Origin of the sequence: Streptomyces sp. ISL-94 (assembly GCF_018614075.1) — a bacterium.
Taxonomy (GTDB): Bacteria; Actinomycetota; Actinomycetes; order Streptomycetales; family Streptomycetaceae; genus Streptomyces.
This window is the reverse complement of the sequence record NZ_JAGGOZ010000013.1, coordinates 131,583-146,859: the sequence shown is the minus strand read 5'-3', so window position 1 is coordinate 146,859 and position 15,277 is coordinate 131,583. Positions and strand designations below refer to the sequence as shown.

Below are 15,277 nucleotides of genomic sequence, written 5' to 3'. Positions count from 1 at the left end.
CTGCGCAGGTCAGAGCCTCGTCGGCCGGGCCGCGGGCAGCAATCCGGGGAAGCGGGCTCTCTTCGAGCGGCGCTGTCTTACCGCGCAGGGGAGTGCCGGGGCGCGCCGCGCCGCCGGCCTTCCTCAGAGGCCGGTGAGGAGTCGGCAGGCATGACGGCCTCCGGGGAGAGCTGCGCCCGTCACGTGGTCCAGCGCAGCACCGCGCCCAACCCGCCCGCCGGTCCGGGCATACCCGCGGGTACGACCAGGACCTCGCTGCCGGCCGCCGCCGCGGACCGCAGCAGGGCGTCGTCCGCACGCGCCCGTACGGGCTTGGCGATTCCCATCGCCTGCGCCTGGCCGCGCTGCACCGCGACCTCGTCCACGCCGGGACCGACCCACACCTCGCGTGCCGCGTCGGAGCCGTCGGGACTGAGCAGCAGCGTGGCCACCTGGTGGGTGCGTACGGCGTCCACGACGGCCGGTATACCCTCGGCCGCCTCACCCGGTCCGGTGTCCACGGTGGATTCGCGGTGCTCGCCGGGCCGGCCCCGGCCGATGCGGAAGCGCTCCAGGGCGCCCTCGAGCCGCTCGTGGGCGAACCTCTCGCGCGCCTGCGCTATCTCGCGGTCGAGGGCGTTCTTCGAGGCGCCGGGCGACCTGCCGCCGCTGTCGACTTCGATGGTCATCGCCTGCATGTGCTCGGGCAGCCGGTTGCGGACGGCCCGGCGCTCGCGGGGATCGCCGGCCAGCACCACCAGCTCGGCGCCGCTTTCGGTCCACTGCCGGGCCAGTTCCGCCGCGATGATGTCGGCCGTCTCGTTCCAGGCGTTCTCGACCTTGTTCCGGTAGTGCCACTCGTACCGGTCCGCCGGCATGCTGCGGTGCCCGCGGCCTTGCCCTTCCTTGCCCTGGGCATGGCCCACGGCCTCCCGGCCGTGGGCGTCGCGCAGCTCCAGATCGGCGCCCGTGCGGTCGATGTACCCCACCAGGCAACTCGGCTCGTCGCCCCGCAGGCCGGCCAGTGGTGCGATGTGCGGCAGTGCGGACCAGGTCGCCTCGGTGGCGACCGGGATGTTCCCGAGCGGGATGTCGAGTACGACCTCGGCGCCCGCGGCGAACAGTGCGCGGCCGGGAGGCGCCCCGCTGACCGGCTCCCCGGCGAGCCGGTTCACCACGGCCCGGACGGTGTAGGCGTCGGCGCCCGCGTCGATCAACTGGGACGCGACCGCGCGCTCGCGGAGTGCTTGTATCCGCTGCGCGTCCTCGGTCGCGCGGGTGGTCTCGATGTACACCGAGGCCCAGGGCCCTTGCCGGGTGAAGAGCGGTTTGAGAAAGCCGAGTTCCATGATGTTCCCCAGGGGGTTCAGGAAGGCTTGACGGGGGGCGGCGACAGCAGCGCACAACGCCACACTCCCCTTCCAGGGTGCCCTGCCCACCGGGTGCGTGCCCGCCGACCGGCCCGCCGTCAAACCGCCGCCTGCCCGCCGGCCACCGGTACGCAGCTGCCACCAGCCGCGCCGGCACCTCGGGCAGCGCCGGCACCTCGGGCAGCTCCGGCACCTCCGGTACCTCTGGCAGCTGCGGAAACGACGCGCAGGCGACTGACCGCGTCGTACGAGGCCCTGCCCGGCGCGCCCTCCCGTGCGGTTTGGCTGCCGTCGGCTCCCCCGGAGAGGGTCAGGCCCCGCCGTGGTTCTCGGGCATCGCGTCACTGCACACGATGGTGATCCGCAGGTTCGCCGGTCGGGCGCCGTGCCGTCCGTCCCTCCCCCGGGTCTGGCCCTTTCGGACTGCGATGACCCAGCCGGTGGCGTTCTCGTTGGGCCGGCTCTCCAGCAGATCGGCCGGAGACTCGCTGAGCTCCCTGCCGGGGTCGGCCGTGATGGTGAAGCCGCCGCTGTAGACGCTCTGCATGGGCGGGCACCGCACGAGGTGCGGGCTGCCGTCGGCTCCCCCCGGGATGAGGGGACCGACCACCGTCTGGGGCGGCTGGTGCGCCGCCACGCCCGCCGCCGCCTCCGCTCCCGGGGAGCCGAACAGGATCACGGTGGCCGAGGCCAGGGCCGCCACCAGAGTGGTTCGGGTTCGTCCGGCCATGTCGGTACTCCTTCATGTTGGTGGTGCGGGGTGCTTGGGCCGCCCGGCCGCGGACCGGTTCGCGGACCGTCAGGCGCTCGGGGGACGGGCGTCATTTGATCACCGCCGTCTCAGGTATTCGTATCCGACACGCAGAGTGACGGCGTTTCGCGATGACTCTGGCATGTGCGCCTGAAATCGTTACTCTCCGTCAAGCCAGTCATGTCGTGCGGTGGTCTCCCGTTGGGCGATTCGCACGCAGCTCCTGAGGAGTTCGATGTCGCGCAGATTCAAGTGGACGCTGGCCGTGGCGTCCGCGGCCGTCGTGCTGTCGGCCACCGGCACGCTGTCCGGAGCCGCGCCTTCCGCCGCGCAGGGCGGCGCCGGCCCCGGGGCTCTGCGGATCACGCAGGCTCAGGTGAGGGCGGAGCTCCGCCCCGGCGAGGTCGCCGCCTTCGGCGAGGCCGCGGCCGAGGCGAGGGCGCGGGACCGGATCGGGCTGCGCATGGTCGACCGGGACTATCCGCAGACCACCCGCACTTTGCGGTTCAACGCGCTGACCGACAGTCAGAAGAGGATCAACGCGCAGTACAGCCCGGACAAGTACGGCAGGTTCACCGACTACTTCCCCACCCCGGAGTTCGGCGACCACGTCGCCCTGCTGCCCACCGGAAAGGTGCTGGCCTTCTCCTTCGAGGCGGTCGAGGACAATCCGCAGCACGAGACCGCCCCCACCGACGTCATCGGCAGGGAGAACGCCGGCCGGGCGTACGTGTGGGACCCCGCCAAGGGAACCGGCCGGGACGCCTTCAAGGCCGTGCCGCCCCCGGTGGTCGACATGCCCGACGGCACGAACGAGCCGCGGCCCGCTCCCTTCTTCTGCGCCGGCCACTCCTACCTGCCCAACGGCATGGTCGGTGTGTTCGGCGGCAACCTCGGGGGGAACGGCGGATCCGGAGCCAAGCTCGCCCTCGTCTTCGATCCGTGGACCGAAACGTGGCACCAGCAGCAGGACATGGCGGTCGGCCGCTGGTACCCGACCGTGGTCACCGGGGCCGACGGCCGCCAGGTGATCATGTCCGGGCAGTCGGAGATCGGCTGGGGCACCCCCTCACCGGTGATCGAGCGCTTCCCGGCGAACAAGGGCGACGTCTCGTACGACCCGGGCAACGCCCCCGAGAACAAGGCGCTGGAGAAGTGGGAGGCGGATGCCCCGTACCGGATGGACTTCCCGCACCTGTTCTCCCTGAACGACGGGAAGATCTACGGCTTCGGCCGCGACGCCGACCAGCAGTTCGTCTTCGATCCCGAGAACAAGACCCGCGAGCAGCTGCCCGACCGCCCGGACGGCGGCCTGCGCAACTACGGCTCCGCGGTCGCCCTCCCCAACGGCCCCGACGGCCCCGACTCCGTCCTCGTACTCGGCGGCAACCGCAACGACAAGCGCACCTACCGCTTCCACGACGGCCGGTGGACCGAGGACACCCCGCGCGTCATCGGCCGCACCCAGGACGACACGCTGATCCTGCCCGACGGCAAGCTGGTGACGATCAACGGCGCCTACGACATCCGGGACTACGGCAACGGCCCCTACAACCCCAACGCCGATCCGAAGTTCCGACCGATCGAGCTGCGCGACGAGAAGGGCACGTGGGCAACGGGACCTGTGCAGCGACTGCCCCGGGGTTACCACTCCAACGCCGTCATCCTGCCCGACGGCCGCATCATGATCACCGGTGACGAGCTCCAGCAGATCGCGAACAACCCGGACATCAAGTCCGGCATGAACGGCACCATCGAGATCTACGAGCCCGCCTACCTGCACCAGGGCGAGCGTCCCGTCCTGAGTGACGCACCCGAAGGCGTCCAGCACTACAACTCCAACCTGCGGGTCAGCACCAGTACGCCGGGCCGGGTCAGCCGCGCCGTCCTGGTCGCGCCCATCACCTCCACGCACGCCGTCGACACCAGCCAGCGGCATCTGGAGCTGCCGATCACCAGCCGCGCCGGCAACAAGCTGGTGCTGAAGACCCCCCAGTCGGCCGAGGACGCCCCGCCCGGCTTCTACATGCTGTTCCTGCTCGACGCCAAGGGCGTGCCCAGCGTGGCCAAGTGGGTGCAGCTCGCGCCCGGCGCCTGATCCCTGCCTTCCGTCCGGGCGGCGCACCGCCCAGGTGGCCGCCCGGCGGACCCCGCTCCACCCGCTCCACCCGCTCCCCCCGCTCTACCAGAGCCCCCGTCCCCAGGGAGACTCCATGGCCGCGGCCGTACCACTGCCCTTGCGTGAGAGCACCGAGATCCAGGGCGAGATCCTCGCCGGGTTCAAGAAGGACCACGTCACCTTGCTGTTCCTCCAGTTCGGTGACGCCGCGGCCGCCCGCGGCTGGCTGGGGGAGACCACCCCGCAGCTCGCCACGACGCAGCAGGCCGGCCGGGCGTAGCGGGGAGGCTGCGGGGCGGGGCGGACGACGCGGCGCGTAACGCGGCTCCTGGTCCGTGGGCCCAGCCCCTGAGCCCGCACGTCACGTCCTGACCGGACACGCTCCGTAACCGCTCGCCTGCGCAGCCTGGCGGGCGCCCCGTCGCCGGTTCGGGGGGACGATGGGACGGTGAGTACGTCCGATGCGTTCCGAGTAGAGCTCGGCGGAGCAGGTGCGGGTCCGGCGGCCCCCGGCGGGCTGCTGGATGTGCTGAGCCTGGCTGCGGTGGTGCTGGACGACGGCGGGCGGATCGTGTTCTGGAGCCCGCAGGCCGAGGAACTGTTCGGTTACTCCGCCGACGAGGCGCTGGGGCGGTTCGCGGGCCGGCTGCTGGTCGACGAGCAGCACCTGGATCTCGTGATCGAGCTGTTCGCCCGGGTGATGGAGAGCGGGCGGAGCTGGGCGGGCGGCTTTCCGGTCAAGCACAAGGACGGCAGCACGCGGCTGGTGGAGTTCCGCAACATGCGTCTGCAGGACGACCGGGGAGACCTCTACGCGCTGGGGATCGCCACCGACCAGGTGACGCTGCGGCGCGTGGAGCGGGACCTGGCGCTGTCCTTGCGGCTGATCTCCCAGTCACCGATCGGTCTGGGCGTCATGGACACCGAGCTGCGGTTCGTGCTGGTCAATCCGGCGCTGGAAGGGATGCGCGGCCGCCCCGCCCAGGACCGTGCCGGGTTCATCGCGGGGCAGCCGCCGCCGTTCCTGAGGGGGGATTCCATCGAGTCGGCGATGCGCGAGGTCCTGGCCACGGGTGTCCCGCAGCTGAACCGCTTCACGGTCGGGCACCTCCCGGAGGAGCCTGGCCAGGAGCGCGCCTGGTCGGTTTCGTTCTACCGGCTGGAGGACCCTGCCGGGCGGGTGCTGGGCCTGGCCACCTCGGTGGTGGACGTCACCGAGCAGCACCGGGCGGCCACCGACGCCGCCCGGGCACGGCGCCGCCTGGCCCTGGTCGCCGACGCCTCGGTGCGGATCGGCACCACCCTCGACCTGGAGCAGACAGCCCGGGAGCTGGCCGAGGTGTGCGTGCCCGAGGTGGCCGACCTGGCCACGGTGGATGTCCTCGACAGCGTCCTCCAGGGCCTGCGCGCCCCCGGGGTGCCGACCGGTCCCGCACGCTTCAAAGCGCTGGCGGTGGTCGCCGCGTACCCGACCGAGGCCACGCAGGCCCCCGACCCCCTCGGCGCCCTCGTCCAGTACGGCACCGACCGTCTGGTCACCCAGTGCGTGAACACCGCCAGTCCCGTCCTGCGGGCGAAGGTGACCGATCAGGATCTGCCGCGCATCGCCCGGGACGAGGACGCGGCCGCGCTCCTTGCCGCGGCCGGAGTCCACTCCTACCTCGCGGTGCCGCTGATCGCCCGCGGCGAGGTGATCGGTGTGGTGGGCCTGATGCGCGCCGGCAATCCGGCTTCGTTCGACGACGACGACGTCACCCTGGCCGGCGAGCTCGCCGGCCGCGCGGCCGTCTGCATCGACAACGCCCGCTGGTACCAGAGCCAGCGCCACGCGGCCCTCACCCTCCAGCGCAACCTGTTGCCGAACCGGCCCGCGAAGCGGCCCGGCCTGGGCATCGCCCACCGCTATGAGCCCGCCGGCGCCACCAGCGAGATCGGCGGCGACTGGTTCGACGTCATCCCTCTCCCCGGTGACAAGACCGCCCTGATCATCGGCGACGTCATGGGCAGCGGCATCGAAGCCGCCGCCACCATGGGGCAGCTGCGCACCGCCACCCGCACCCTGGCCCAGCTCGATCTCGAGCCGGCCCAGGTGCTGTGCTACCTCGACCAGGCGACCGCAGGCATGGACCACACCTTCACCACGTGCGTCTACGCGGTCTACGATCCCCACGACCAGCAGTGCCGCATCTCCATGGCCGGACACATGCCCCCCGTCCTCATGCGCCCGGGCCGGCCTCCGGAACTGCTCGACCTGCCCACCGGCGCCCCACTCGGAGTGGGCGGCGTCCCCTTCCACACCACCCGCCTCGACCTGAGCCCCGCTGACCAGCTCGTCCTGTACACCGACGGCCTGGTGGAGACCCGGGGCCAGTCCCTCGACGACCGTTTCGAGGTCCTCCTGTCCCTGCTCTCCGGCCCGCACCGCGACCTGGAGGACACCTGCGACCTCCTGCTGCGCGAGCTGCGCCGCCCCGAAGACCACGACGACGTCGCCCTGCTCATCGCCCGGTTGGAAGCCGAGCCGCCGACCGCTCCGGTGGACAGGATGGGGACCACCCGGTAGCCGTGGGGTTGAGTGCGTCGGCCTTCTCGAAGCGTGAGTCCTGCAACACTTGGGGAAAGCTGACCGGACATGCGAATGGCTGGAATCTGCGGAGACCGCCCTTGACCTGCAAAGAGCAGGCAGGGAGCAGACCAGATCGGGAGTTGCTCCGTGTTTCGAATCATGTTCAAGTCCTACAGCTGACTCCCGGGCGTTTCCGCAGGTGGCGCCCCAGGCTCTAGAGGCTATGGCTCGTTGCCTCGTGCCCGAGCAGCGCAGTGGGTCGCGGGAGTAGCGCGCAAGCCCGGACGGGCGGGGGCGCGCCTGGCCAGGATCGCCTCCGGTACTCAGCCCGAGACGGCCTCGGCCCAGCCGCGGTTGACGGTCCCTCTCGCCTTCTCCGTCTGCGCCTTCGTCGGAAACGTCGGCGTGCCCTCGACCGTCGGCAGTTTCTCCGCGGCGGCCTTATCGAGGGTGCCGTCCTTCTCCATGGCGTCCATGAGGACGGGGCGTGCATAGGCGCCGAGCCGGATGTTCTGGCCTTCCGGGCTGAAGACGTACTCCTGCCACAGACGTGCCGCTGCGGGGTGCGGGGCGTCTTTGTTCACCCCGCCCGCGTAGTACTCGGCGAAGCTGCCGTCGAAGGGGATGGCGGTCCGCCAGTCGATGTCCGCGCCCTTCTCGCGGAATTGGTCGGCGTATCCGAGGTTGAGGAAGTCCCAGTCGATGCTGATCGGGGTCTGGCCCTTCGCGATCGTGTCCGGTGAGGATCCGACCGGGATGAAGTTGCCGTTCTTGCTGAGCTCGGCGAAGAAGTCGATACCGGGCTGGATGTCGTCGAAGGAGCCCCCGTTCGCCAGGGCCGCCGCATACACGCCGGCGAAGGCGGAGCCGGACTTGGTGGGATCGCCGTTGAGCGCGACCTGGCCCTTGTACTCGGGCTTGCGCAGATCGGCGAAGGTCGAGGGGCAGGTCTTCACGCGCTTGGCGTCACAGCCGATCGAGATGTAGCCGCCGTAGTTGTTGTACCAGCGGGCGTGCGGGTCCTTCTGTTCCTCGGGGATCTGGTCGAACGCGGCGACCTCGTACCGAGCGAGCAGACCCTGCCGGCCCGCGGCCTGCGCGAACGAACCCCCCACGTCGATCACGTCGGGGGCGCGGCCTTCGCCCCTGTGCTCCTTCACGGCGTTGATCTCGTCCTGGCTGGTACCTTCCGGGTTCTCCCTCGTGACCTTGATCCCGTACTTCTTCTCGAAGCCGTCGGTCAGTGCGCCGTAATTGGCCCAGTCGCGCGGGAGCGCGATCGTGTTGAGCGAGCCCTCCTTCTTTGCCGCTGCGGTCAGTGCTGCCATGCCGCCGGCGTCCGCGGCCGAGGTGGCCACCGCGGGCGCCCTGGGCGCGGCGACGGGCTTGTCTCCGCAGGCGCCGAGGGGCGCCGCCGCGAGGGCCAGGAAGGCGGCGACGAAGGCTGTCCGGAGACGGGATGCGGGCACAAAGGCTCCATAACGGGCGGTCGCGTACCGATCGAGGCCAGCGTACGTTCGGCGGCCCCGCCGGCGCAGTCCCGGACGGGGGTGTCCGCCGTCTTCCCTGCGGCTGCCGTACCGGCGCGTTCTCAGAACCCCTCGTCGTCCCATCCGGCCAGGAGCGCCTCCCCGAGATCCATCGCGGCCGGTGCGGCCCCGTCGTGGAGCGCCTGCTCGCTCCAGATGATCTTGCCGCGGGCTGTGTAGCGGGTGCCCCAGCGCTCGGCGAACTGCGCGACGAGGAACAGGCCGCGGCCGCCCTCGTCGGTGTCCGCGGCCCGGCGCAGGTGCGGCGAGGTGCTGGACCCGTCGGAGACCTCGCAGACCAGGCAGCGGTCGTACAGCAGCCTCACCCGGATGGGCTCGGAGCCGTAGCGGATGGCGTTGGTCATCAGCTCGCTGAGGATGAGTTCCGTGGTGAACGCGATGTCCTCGAGGCCCCAGTCTGCCAGTCGGCGGGCGCAGGCGTTGCGCACCGGGGACACCGCCGCGGGGTCGGGGGACACGTCCCACTCGGCGATCCGCGCCGGGTCCAGCAGGCGGGTGCGGGCCACCAGCAGCGCGACATCGTCGCTGGGCCTGGTGGGCAGCATCGCGTCGATCACCGCGGTGCAGGTTTCCTCCGGGGTGCGGGCGGGCCCGGACAGGGCGGCGCGCAGCGCTGCCAGGCCGGCGTCCGGATCGCGGTCGCGGCTCTCGATCAGCCCGTCGGTGAAGAGTGCCAGCCGGGAGCCCTCGGGCAGGGTGAGCATCGTGGTCTCCATGGGCATACCCGCGCCCAGGCCCAGCGGCGGGGAGACCGGCACCTCGGGGAAGGACACGGTTCCGTCGGGGCCGACCAGAGCGGGGCCCGGATGCCCGGCGGCGGCGGCGGTCACCCGCCCCGAGACGGGATCGTAGATGGCGCACAGGCAGGTGGCTCCGGTGATCCCCTGCCACTCCTGCTCGTCGGTGTCGATGTGGGCGACCAGCTCGTCCAGGTGGCTCAGGAGTTCGTCCGGGGGCAGGTCGAGGGTGGAGAAGTTGTACACGGCGGTGCGCAGGCGGCCCATGGTGGCGGCGGCGTGGACACCGTGGCCGACGACGTCGCCGACCACCAGGGCCACCCGGGTGCCGGGCAACGGGATGACGTCGAACCAGTCACCGCCCACCCCGGCCTGGGCGGCCAGATAGCGGTGCGCGACCTCGACGGCGGACTGCTCCGGTACGCCCCGGGGCAGCAGGCTGCGCTGCAGGGTGACGGCCATGGTGTGCTCGCGGGTGTAGCGGCGGGCATTGTCGACGGACACGGCCGCCCGGGCGGTCAGCTCCTCGGCGAAGGACACGTCCTCGTCGTCGAACGGCGGGGAGTCCTGCCCCCGCCAGTAGCCGGCCATCCCCAGCACCACGCCCCGGGCCCGCAGGGGCACGACGATCAGGGAGTGGATGCCGCGGTCCAGGATCTGCAGGGCGTTGGCCTGGTGCTGGGCCCGCCAGCGGTGGGTGGCGCGCAGGTCGGCCTCCAGGACCGCGCGGCCGCCGGCCAGCCCGGCGGCCATGGGACCGGTGGGAGCGAACCGGATCAGCTCGCCCACGGGGGAGAGCGGGTGGTCGCCCTCAAGGCCGACGACGGCGGTGCGGCGCATCTCGGCGCTCGCTTCGGGCGGCTCCTCGCCGCGCAGCACCGGGTCCAGCAGGTCGACCGTGACCACGTCGGCGAACCGCGGGACCGCCACCTCAGCCAGTTCCTCCGCGGTGCGCTCCACGTTCAGGGTCGTTCCGACCTGCACCCCCGCGTCGTAGAGCAATTTCAGCCGCTCTCGGGCCACCTCGGCCCTGCCGGAGAGCGCCCGCAGCTCGGTGGTGTCCCGCAGGGTGACGACGGTCCCGGCCTGACCGAAGGGGGCGGTGGGCCGGATGTTCACCGCCAGCAGCCGATCGGCTGCCATGTGCAGCTCGTCGGTCGCGGAACGGCCCGATGCGATGGGATCGGCGATCCCCTCCTCCAGACCCAGGTCCGTGACGGAGAGCCCTTCTGCGTCCACCGGGAGATCCAGCAGCCGCCGCGCCTCGTCATTGGCCAGCAGCAGCCGTCCGCCGCCGCCGACGATCAGTACGCCCTCTCGCACCGCGTGCAGCACCGCGTCGTGGTGCTCGTACATCCTCGTCATCTCGGCTGGTCCCAGGCCGTGGGTTTGGCGCAGCAGCCGACGGCTCACCAGAGCCGTCCCGCCCGCGGACAGGGCGAGCACCGCGGCTGCGCTGCCGAGGACGACCGGCAGCTGCCGGTTCACCATGTTCTGGACGTTCTGGACTGTGACCGGGGAGGAGACGATGGCGATGACGCGGCCGTCGGAGTCCTTGACGGGGACCACCGAGACCACGGACTGCCCCAGGGACCCTTCGAATGTCTCGGTGAAGGACTTGCCGGCCGCCGCCTTGGAGAAGGGGCCGACGACGTGCTTCCCGATCTGCCGCGGGTCGCTGTGGGTGAGGGTGACCCCGTCGAGTGTGTACACGTTGATGCCGTCGACCCCGGCGATCTTCCGGGCCGCCTGGGCGCTCGGCTGTAGCACCGCGCTCGGATGGGGGCTGCGCAGGGCGGCGACGATTCCCGGAGACTCCGCGAACGTTCCGGCGGCGGCGAGCGTACGGTCCCGGGCGTCCAGCATGGCGTCGCTCCGGGCCTGCACCACGAGCGCCACCACCGCGGCGGCGACGAGAAGCACCACGACGGCCAGCTGCAGGAGGAACACCTCGCCGGCCACGCTGCGCACGCTCAGCAGGGAGGACAGACGCTGCGGCCGCGGCGCCCTTCCCTTGAGGGGCTGGGCGTGCTCCTGATGCTCCTGGTGGTGTCCTGAGCAGGGACGCCGAGGGGGAGCGGAAGAGCTCGTGGTCGAGCCGAGCAGCCAACGCCGGACATGTCCAAGGAGGTCGCTCATACTCCATTTTCTAACGTCTATAAGTCGTCGGCAGCGTGGAGCGACGGTCGCCGAGCAGTAGCGATCCGGGCGCCCCTCCGCAGAGCGAGGGGGTGCTGGCGCGTGGCGGCGCGGGCGGGATCAGGGCCGCCGCCACGCCGATGTGGGATCCCACGCCCACAGGCCGTGCAAGAAGTCATGCTGGTTTAACTTCCTCGCCCTGTTCCTGGTCCTCGTCGACCGGCGCTAAGACGAGGGGCACGGGTCGACCGGCGGCCCGGCCCGGGGTCCGCGATAGGCCCCGTGGTCACGCGCCGGCCATCGCGCGCCTACCGTCGGCTGGTGCCCGGTCCGAGGGCGCTCGGGCCGGCAGGGTCATGCCCATGGCCCTGGAGATCGCGGCCCTGCTGAAGCAGTACGGAATCGAGGCGCCGCCGCCCACCACGCCGTACGAGACGCCTTGAGGCGCGGTTCCCCGCCCGGATCATGTCGCTTGTCGACGTGATCGCCCAGTCCGCCGCTTCATGGGCCCGGCCTTCTCCGTGTCCTTCGTACTGCCGCTGCTCGTCGGCGTCACGACCGCCACCGGCAAGGGAGCAGGAGGCGCCGCACCGCTCGCCGTCTTCCTCATCCACGTGATCGTCCACGTCGGTGACGACAACAGCGGCGCAGGCGCGCAGTACGCCCCGAAACACGGAAACGACCGTCGGATACTCCGGCCGTTCAGAGTCCGTGCCGGTCGAGCATCGCCATCAGCTTCCGCTTGCGTTTCTGGTCAGCGCGCAGGTTGGCCATGTGCGGACAGCCCCAGGGGAAGCCGGAACGGTGTGGGCCACCCCGGCCGAACAAGGTCAGGCGGTCAGCCCGCCTGCCGCAAGTCGATCACTCATGTCGCTCACCAACCCCTTGCTCGAACTGTCAGTTGCGGTGAGCAGCTCTTCGAAGGCACGGAGACGACGGAACGTCTCCGCATACGCCATCTGCTGCTCAAGGGGCAGCTGCAGCACCTGCAGACGCCGGATGTCGACCCTCGACGAACTGGAGGCGTGGGTGCCTGCCTGGCGCCCGTTGGCCGGCGCGCGCAGACAGCCGGCGAGGAAGTGGGCTTCCAGCTTCTCCGCATCCACCCGCAGGATGTAGAGCTGAGGGCCCAGGGCCATCGGCGATCCTTCGTGGACCCACGCCTTGAAGGCTCGAGCCACTCCGGCGATCACGACGTCGCCCTCCTCGGCGATGGCTGGGGCCGAGCCGGTGGGGACCACCCCGCTGGGACTGCCGTCGTGCAGGAGGTCGGCGATGGTGAGGAGCGGAACGCAGGCTCCGCGAGCCGGTGCGACCGAATCCGGCGGCTGCTGGCCGGCGCGCAGTGTCAGTGCCCCTGCTTTGGCGAGGTCCCCCACCGTCGTCGTGGTCTGGGGAGTACCGGCCTCGAAGCCGAGTGCGGACAGATGCCGCGCATGATCGGCCAGATCGGTCAGCAACGACCCGAACTCGTCCCACTTGTCGGCGAGTTCCTTGCGGGACGGTTCGGCCGTCGCCGCGGTGTAGCGCCCCGGAGTGACGTCCACCTCGTCGTCGAGAAGGTCGAGCAGGGGCACGTGGACGGCGCCCTGCGGCGGCTCCTGGCCCGCCTGGTCGAGGGTCGCCATCGAGGTGAGTACGAACGAACCGAGGCTGTCCCAGTCGGGGCTGGGCTCGCGCGTTCCCGACCTCGCGAAACGTGTGGCGTCCACCAGGAGGGCGTCCTGGCTCGGGGGAGCGGCCGCAGGGTCGTCCGACGCCGCGCGGAGGATCCACAACTGGAGTGACACGCTGTGCGGTTGGGCGCTGCCAGGGGGCAGGGAAACGACCGCTCGGAGCGCTCCGGTGCGCAGCAGTGAGCCGCGGATACGGCGGCCCGCCTTGCGTGACGCGACGGCCGGCGGAAGGACGACCACGGCGGCCCCGCCCGGCTTGAGGTGGGAGAGCAGGTGCTGCACCCAGGCCAGTTCGGGCTCGGTGCGAGGTGGCAGGCCGTGCGTCCAGCGCTGGTCGGTGGCGAGCTCCTCGTAGCCCCAGTCGCGTTCGTTGAAGGGGGGGTTGCACAGTGCGACGTCGGCTTTCGCTTCGGCGAACGGGTCGTCTCGCAGTGTGTCGGCGGTGGCGATCCGCGTCCGGATGTCGCGGTCCTCCGTGAGGAACTCGAGTCGGCCGGCCGTCAACGCGGCCTGCGCCGGGTCCCGTTCGCACGCGAGTATCTCCAGCCCAGGGCTGTCGTACTCTTGCACGGCCGCGGCGACCAGGTGCCCGGTACCGCACGCGGGATCGAGGAGGGTCAGTCCGCCCTGTGCCGGGCCGAGGCGGACGGCGAGGGCGATCCGGGCCATCAGCGCGGCGAGCTGCGGCGGCGTGGTACTGAGCTGTCGGACATGGGTTTCCAGCCAGCGTTGCAGCAGGAACTCGAAGGTCTCGCGCGGTCCCTCTTCCCGTCCTGCTTTCGCCGCTTGGGCCACCAGGTCACGGGCTTGCGCGGAGAGCTCGGGATGGGCGATCCGAGCCCTGGGGGAACGCATCCGGCGAGCCGCCTCGGCGATGGCCAGCCCCGACTCGTTCCGGCTGCCGAGTGCCTCGAAGCGCGGCCAGAGGAGTTCCCGGCCGCCGATGTCCCGGAGCTTGCCGTTGTCACGCAGCCACTGCTCGACCTCTGCCAGCGAGAACTGCGGACTGACGTCGGTGCCCCCGATCCGGGTGGGGAAGGAGTCGTGGCGGCGGCGCCAGTTGCTCACGGCGGCTCGCCCGACACCCGCGATCCGGGCGATCTCGGCCAGGCTGACCGGGACGGCGTCATGGGCACTCATGGTTCAGTCTCCGAGGTACTTGGCGGCTGGGCTGGTCGGCGTTCCCAGCGGCCGTTCATGCAGGAAAGGCTACTACCCTCATTGACTTTGTTCACAGCGTGTACGTTCCATCCTGTTGTGCAGGGAATGTGGAGGTCGGCACATGTGGAGTCTCACGCCGGGAATGGTGCTCAGTGACCGCTATCGGCTGGAGTCCGTGCTGGGCCGAGGAGTGATGGGGCAGGTGTGGCAGGGTCGCGACCTGCCTCTTGACCGGCCCGTCGCGGTGAAGACCGTCACCACGGAACTGCTGGCCGTGGCGAGCAGCCGTGACGCCGCCCTTACACGGTTCGGCAGGGAGACGCGGGCGGCCGCGCGCCTCGATCACACGAACGTCGCCACGGTCTTCGACGCGTCGATCACGGACGACATGTGCTGTCTGGTGATGGAACTGATCGACGGCACCACGCTCGAGTACCTCTTCGACCAGCAGGAGGACGGTCGGTTCGACGTCCCCTCTGCCGCCGCCGTCGCCGCTCAGCTGTGCGCCGGGCTGTCAGCGGTCCACGCGGCCGACCTCGTGCACCGTGACCTCAAGACGCAGAACGTCATGGTCCGCCGCGACGGCGTCGTGAAGATCCTCGACTTCGGCCTGGTCAAGTTGCTCAGCGACACCGACCCACAGCTGACGACGACCGGCGAGGGCGTCGGCAACCTCATCTGTGCCTCTCCTGAGCTGCTGGCCGGCCGGGACCGGCTCGACGGCCGCAGTGACCTGTACGCCGTGGGCTGCCTGCTGCACCACATGCTCACCGGAGAGACGCCCTTCCCCACGGATCAGCCGGCGCTCCTGGCCTCCCACCACCTGGCCTCGCGCCCACCCCTCGTCGCCGACGCGGGGGTGCGTGTGCCCGGCGATCTCCAGGACCTGATCACTGCCCTGCTGGCCAAGCGGCCGGACGACCGTCCCGCGTCGGCAGCCGAGGTCTACGCCGGCCTGGCGCCCCACCTGCCGGAGCCGGATCCCGGGCTGGCCGTCAGGCGGACTCCGCCCGAGGACCCGCGCCGTCCGTTCCTGGTCCCCCAGGGCCCGATGCCCCTGTGAACGACGGTGTCACCCCGGTCCGGGGAGGGCGCTCTGATCGTCGCAGCCCGCACTTCTCTGGTCACACGCGGCGCCGGAGTCTCATGACCGGTGACAGAATGGCCCGGTCGGCGGGGTGCCGTGAGGCTCCCGGCCGCGGGAGGCGGCGGGCGCGGCAGGCGCCGGA

General features: G+C 71.2%; 9 protein-coding genes. 4 read left to right on the top strand and 5 right to left on the bottom strand.

Annotated elements, in window-relative coordinates:
• Positions 1-179 precede the first annotated feature (179 nt).
• Positions 180-1,328, bottom strand: coding sequence for a hypothetical protein (locus tag J7E94_RS04385; protein WP_215012439.1), 1,149 nt, complete (start codon positions 1,326-1,328; stop codon positions 180-182).
• Between the two features lie 331 nt (positions 1,329-1,659).
• The gene (locus J7E94_RS04380; protein ID WP_215012437.1) at positions 1,660-2,079 is read right to left on the bottom strand and encodes a hypothetical protein; all 420 of its coding nucleotides are present in this window, start codon (positions 2,077-2,079) and stop codon (positions 1,660-1,662) included.
• A 256-nt stretch (positions 2,080-2,335) separates the two neighbouring features.
• Here J7E94_RS04380 and J7E94_RS04375 point away from each other — a divergent pair, with 256 nt between their 5' ends.
• From J7E94_RS04375 to J7E94_RS04365, 3 genes are all read left to right on the top strand, one after another.
• A complete protein-coding gene (locus J7E94_RS04375) occupies positions 2,336-4,198 on the top strand; it encodes a galactose oxidase early set domain-containing protein (protein WP_215012435.1) in 1,863 nt (620 codons plus the stop codon).
• 115 nt (positions 4,199-4,313) lie between these two features.
• Positions 4,314-4,499 carry a hypothetical protein gene (locus tag J7E94_RS04370; protein ID WP_215012433.1) on the top strand — a complete coding sequence of 62 codons (186 nt, stop codon included), beginning with the start codon at positions 4,314-4,316 and terminating at the stop codon, positions 4,497-4,499.
• A gap of 168 nt (positions 4,500-4,667) precedes the next feature.
• The gene (locus tag J7E94_RS04365; RefSeq protein WP_308344534.1) at positions 4,668-6,782 is read left to right on the top strand and encodes a SpoIIE family protein phosphatase; all 2,115 of its coding nucleotides are present in this window, start codon (positions 4,668-4,670) and stop codon (positions 6,780-6,782) included.
• Between the two features lie 326 nt (positions 6,783-7,108).
• Here J7E94_RS04365 and J7E94_RS04360 read toward each other — a convergent pair whose 3' ends face one another.
• The 3 genes from J7E94_RS04360 to J7E94_RS04350 all read right to left on the bottom strand — a co-directional run bounded on the left by J7E94_RS04360 (position 7,109) and on the right by J7E94_RS04350 (position 14,027).
• Complete coding sequence (locus J7E94_RS04360; protein WP_308344533.1) at positions 7,109-8,254, bottom strand: extracellular solute-binding protein; 1,146 nt, start codon at positions 8,252-8,254, stop codon at positions 7,109-7,111.
• A gap of 122 nt (positions 8,255-8,376) precedes the next feature.
• Positions 8,377-11,043, bottom strand: coding sequence for a SpoIIE family protein phosphatase/ATP-binding protein (locus J7E94_RS04355; RefSeq protein WP_215012431.1), 2,667 nt, complete (start codon positions 11,041-11,043; stop codon positions 8,377-8,379).
• A 998-nt stretch (positions 11,044-12,041) separates the two neighbouring features.
• Positions 12,042-14,027: an N-6 DNA methylase gene (locus tag J7E94_RS04350; RefSeq protein WP_215012429.1), complete on the bottom strand. Its 1,986-nt coding sequence runs from the start codon at positions 14,025-14,027 to the stop codon at positions 12,042-12,044.
• Between the two features lie 142 nt (positions 14,028-14,169).
• On the opposite strand from J7E94_RS04350, the gene J7E94_RS04345 reads away from it, so the two are divergent.
• Positions 14,170-15,111, top strand: a complete 942-nt coding sequence (locus J7E94_RS04345) for a serine/threonine-protein kinase (protein WP_215012427.1) — start codon at positions 14,170-14,172, stop codon at positions 15,109-15,111.
• The last annotated feature ends 166 nt before the right edge of the window (positions 15,112-15,277 follow it).

Bases quoted from the DNA above. Each gene is read 5' to 3' on its own strand.
- J7E94_RS04385 (WP_215012439.1), bottom strand. From the start codon at position 1,328: ATGGAACTCGGCTTTCTCAAACCGCTCTTCACCCGGCAAGGGCCCTGG.
- J7E94_RS04380 (WP_215012437.1), bottom strand. From the start codon at position 2,079: ATGGCCGGACGAACCCGAACCACTCTGGTGGCGGCCCTGGCCTCGGCC.
- J7E94_RS04375 (WP_215012435.1), top strand. From the start codon at position 2,336: ATGTCGCGCAGATTCAAGTGGACGCTGGCCGTGGCGTCCGCGGCCGTC.
- J7E94_RS04370 (WP_215012433.1), top strand. From the start codon at position 4,314: ATGGCCGCGGCCGTACCACTGCCCTTGCGTGAGAGCACCGAGATCCAG.
- J7E94_RS04350 (WP_215012429.1), bottom strand. From the start codon at position 14,027: ATGAGTGCCCATGACGCCGTCCCGGTCAGCCTGGCCGAGATCGCCCGG.
- J7E94_RS04345 (WP_215012427.1), top strand. From the start codon at position 14,170: ATGTGGAGTCTCACGCCGGGAATGGTGCTCAGTGACCGCTATCGGCTG.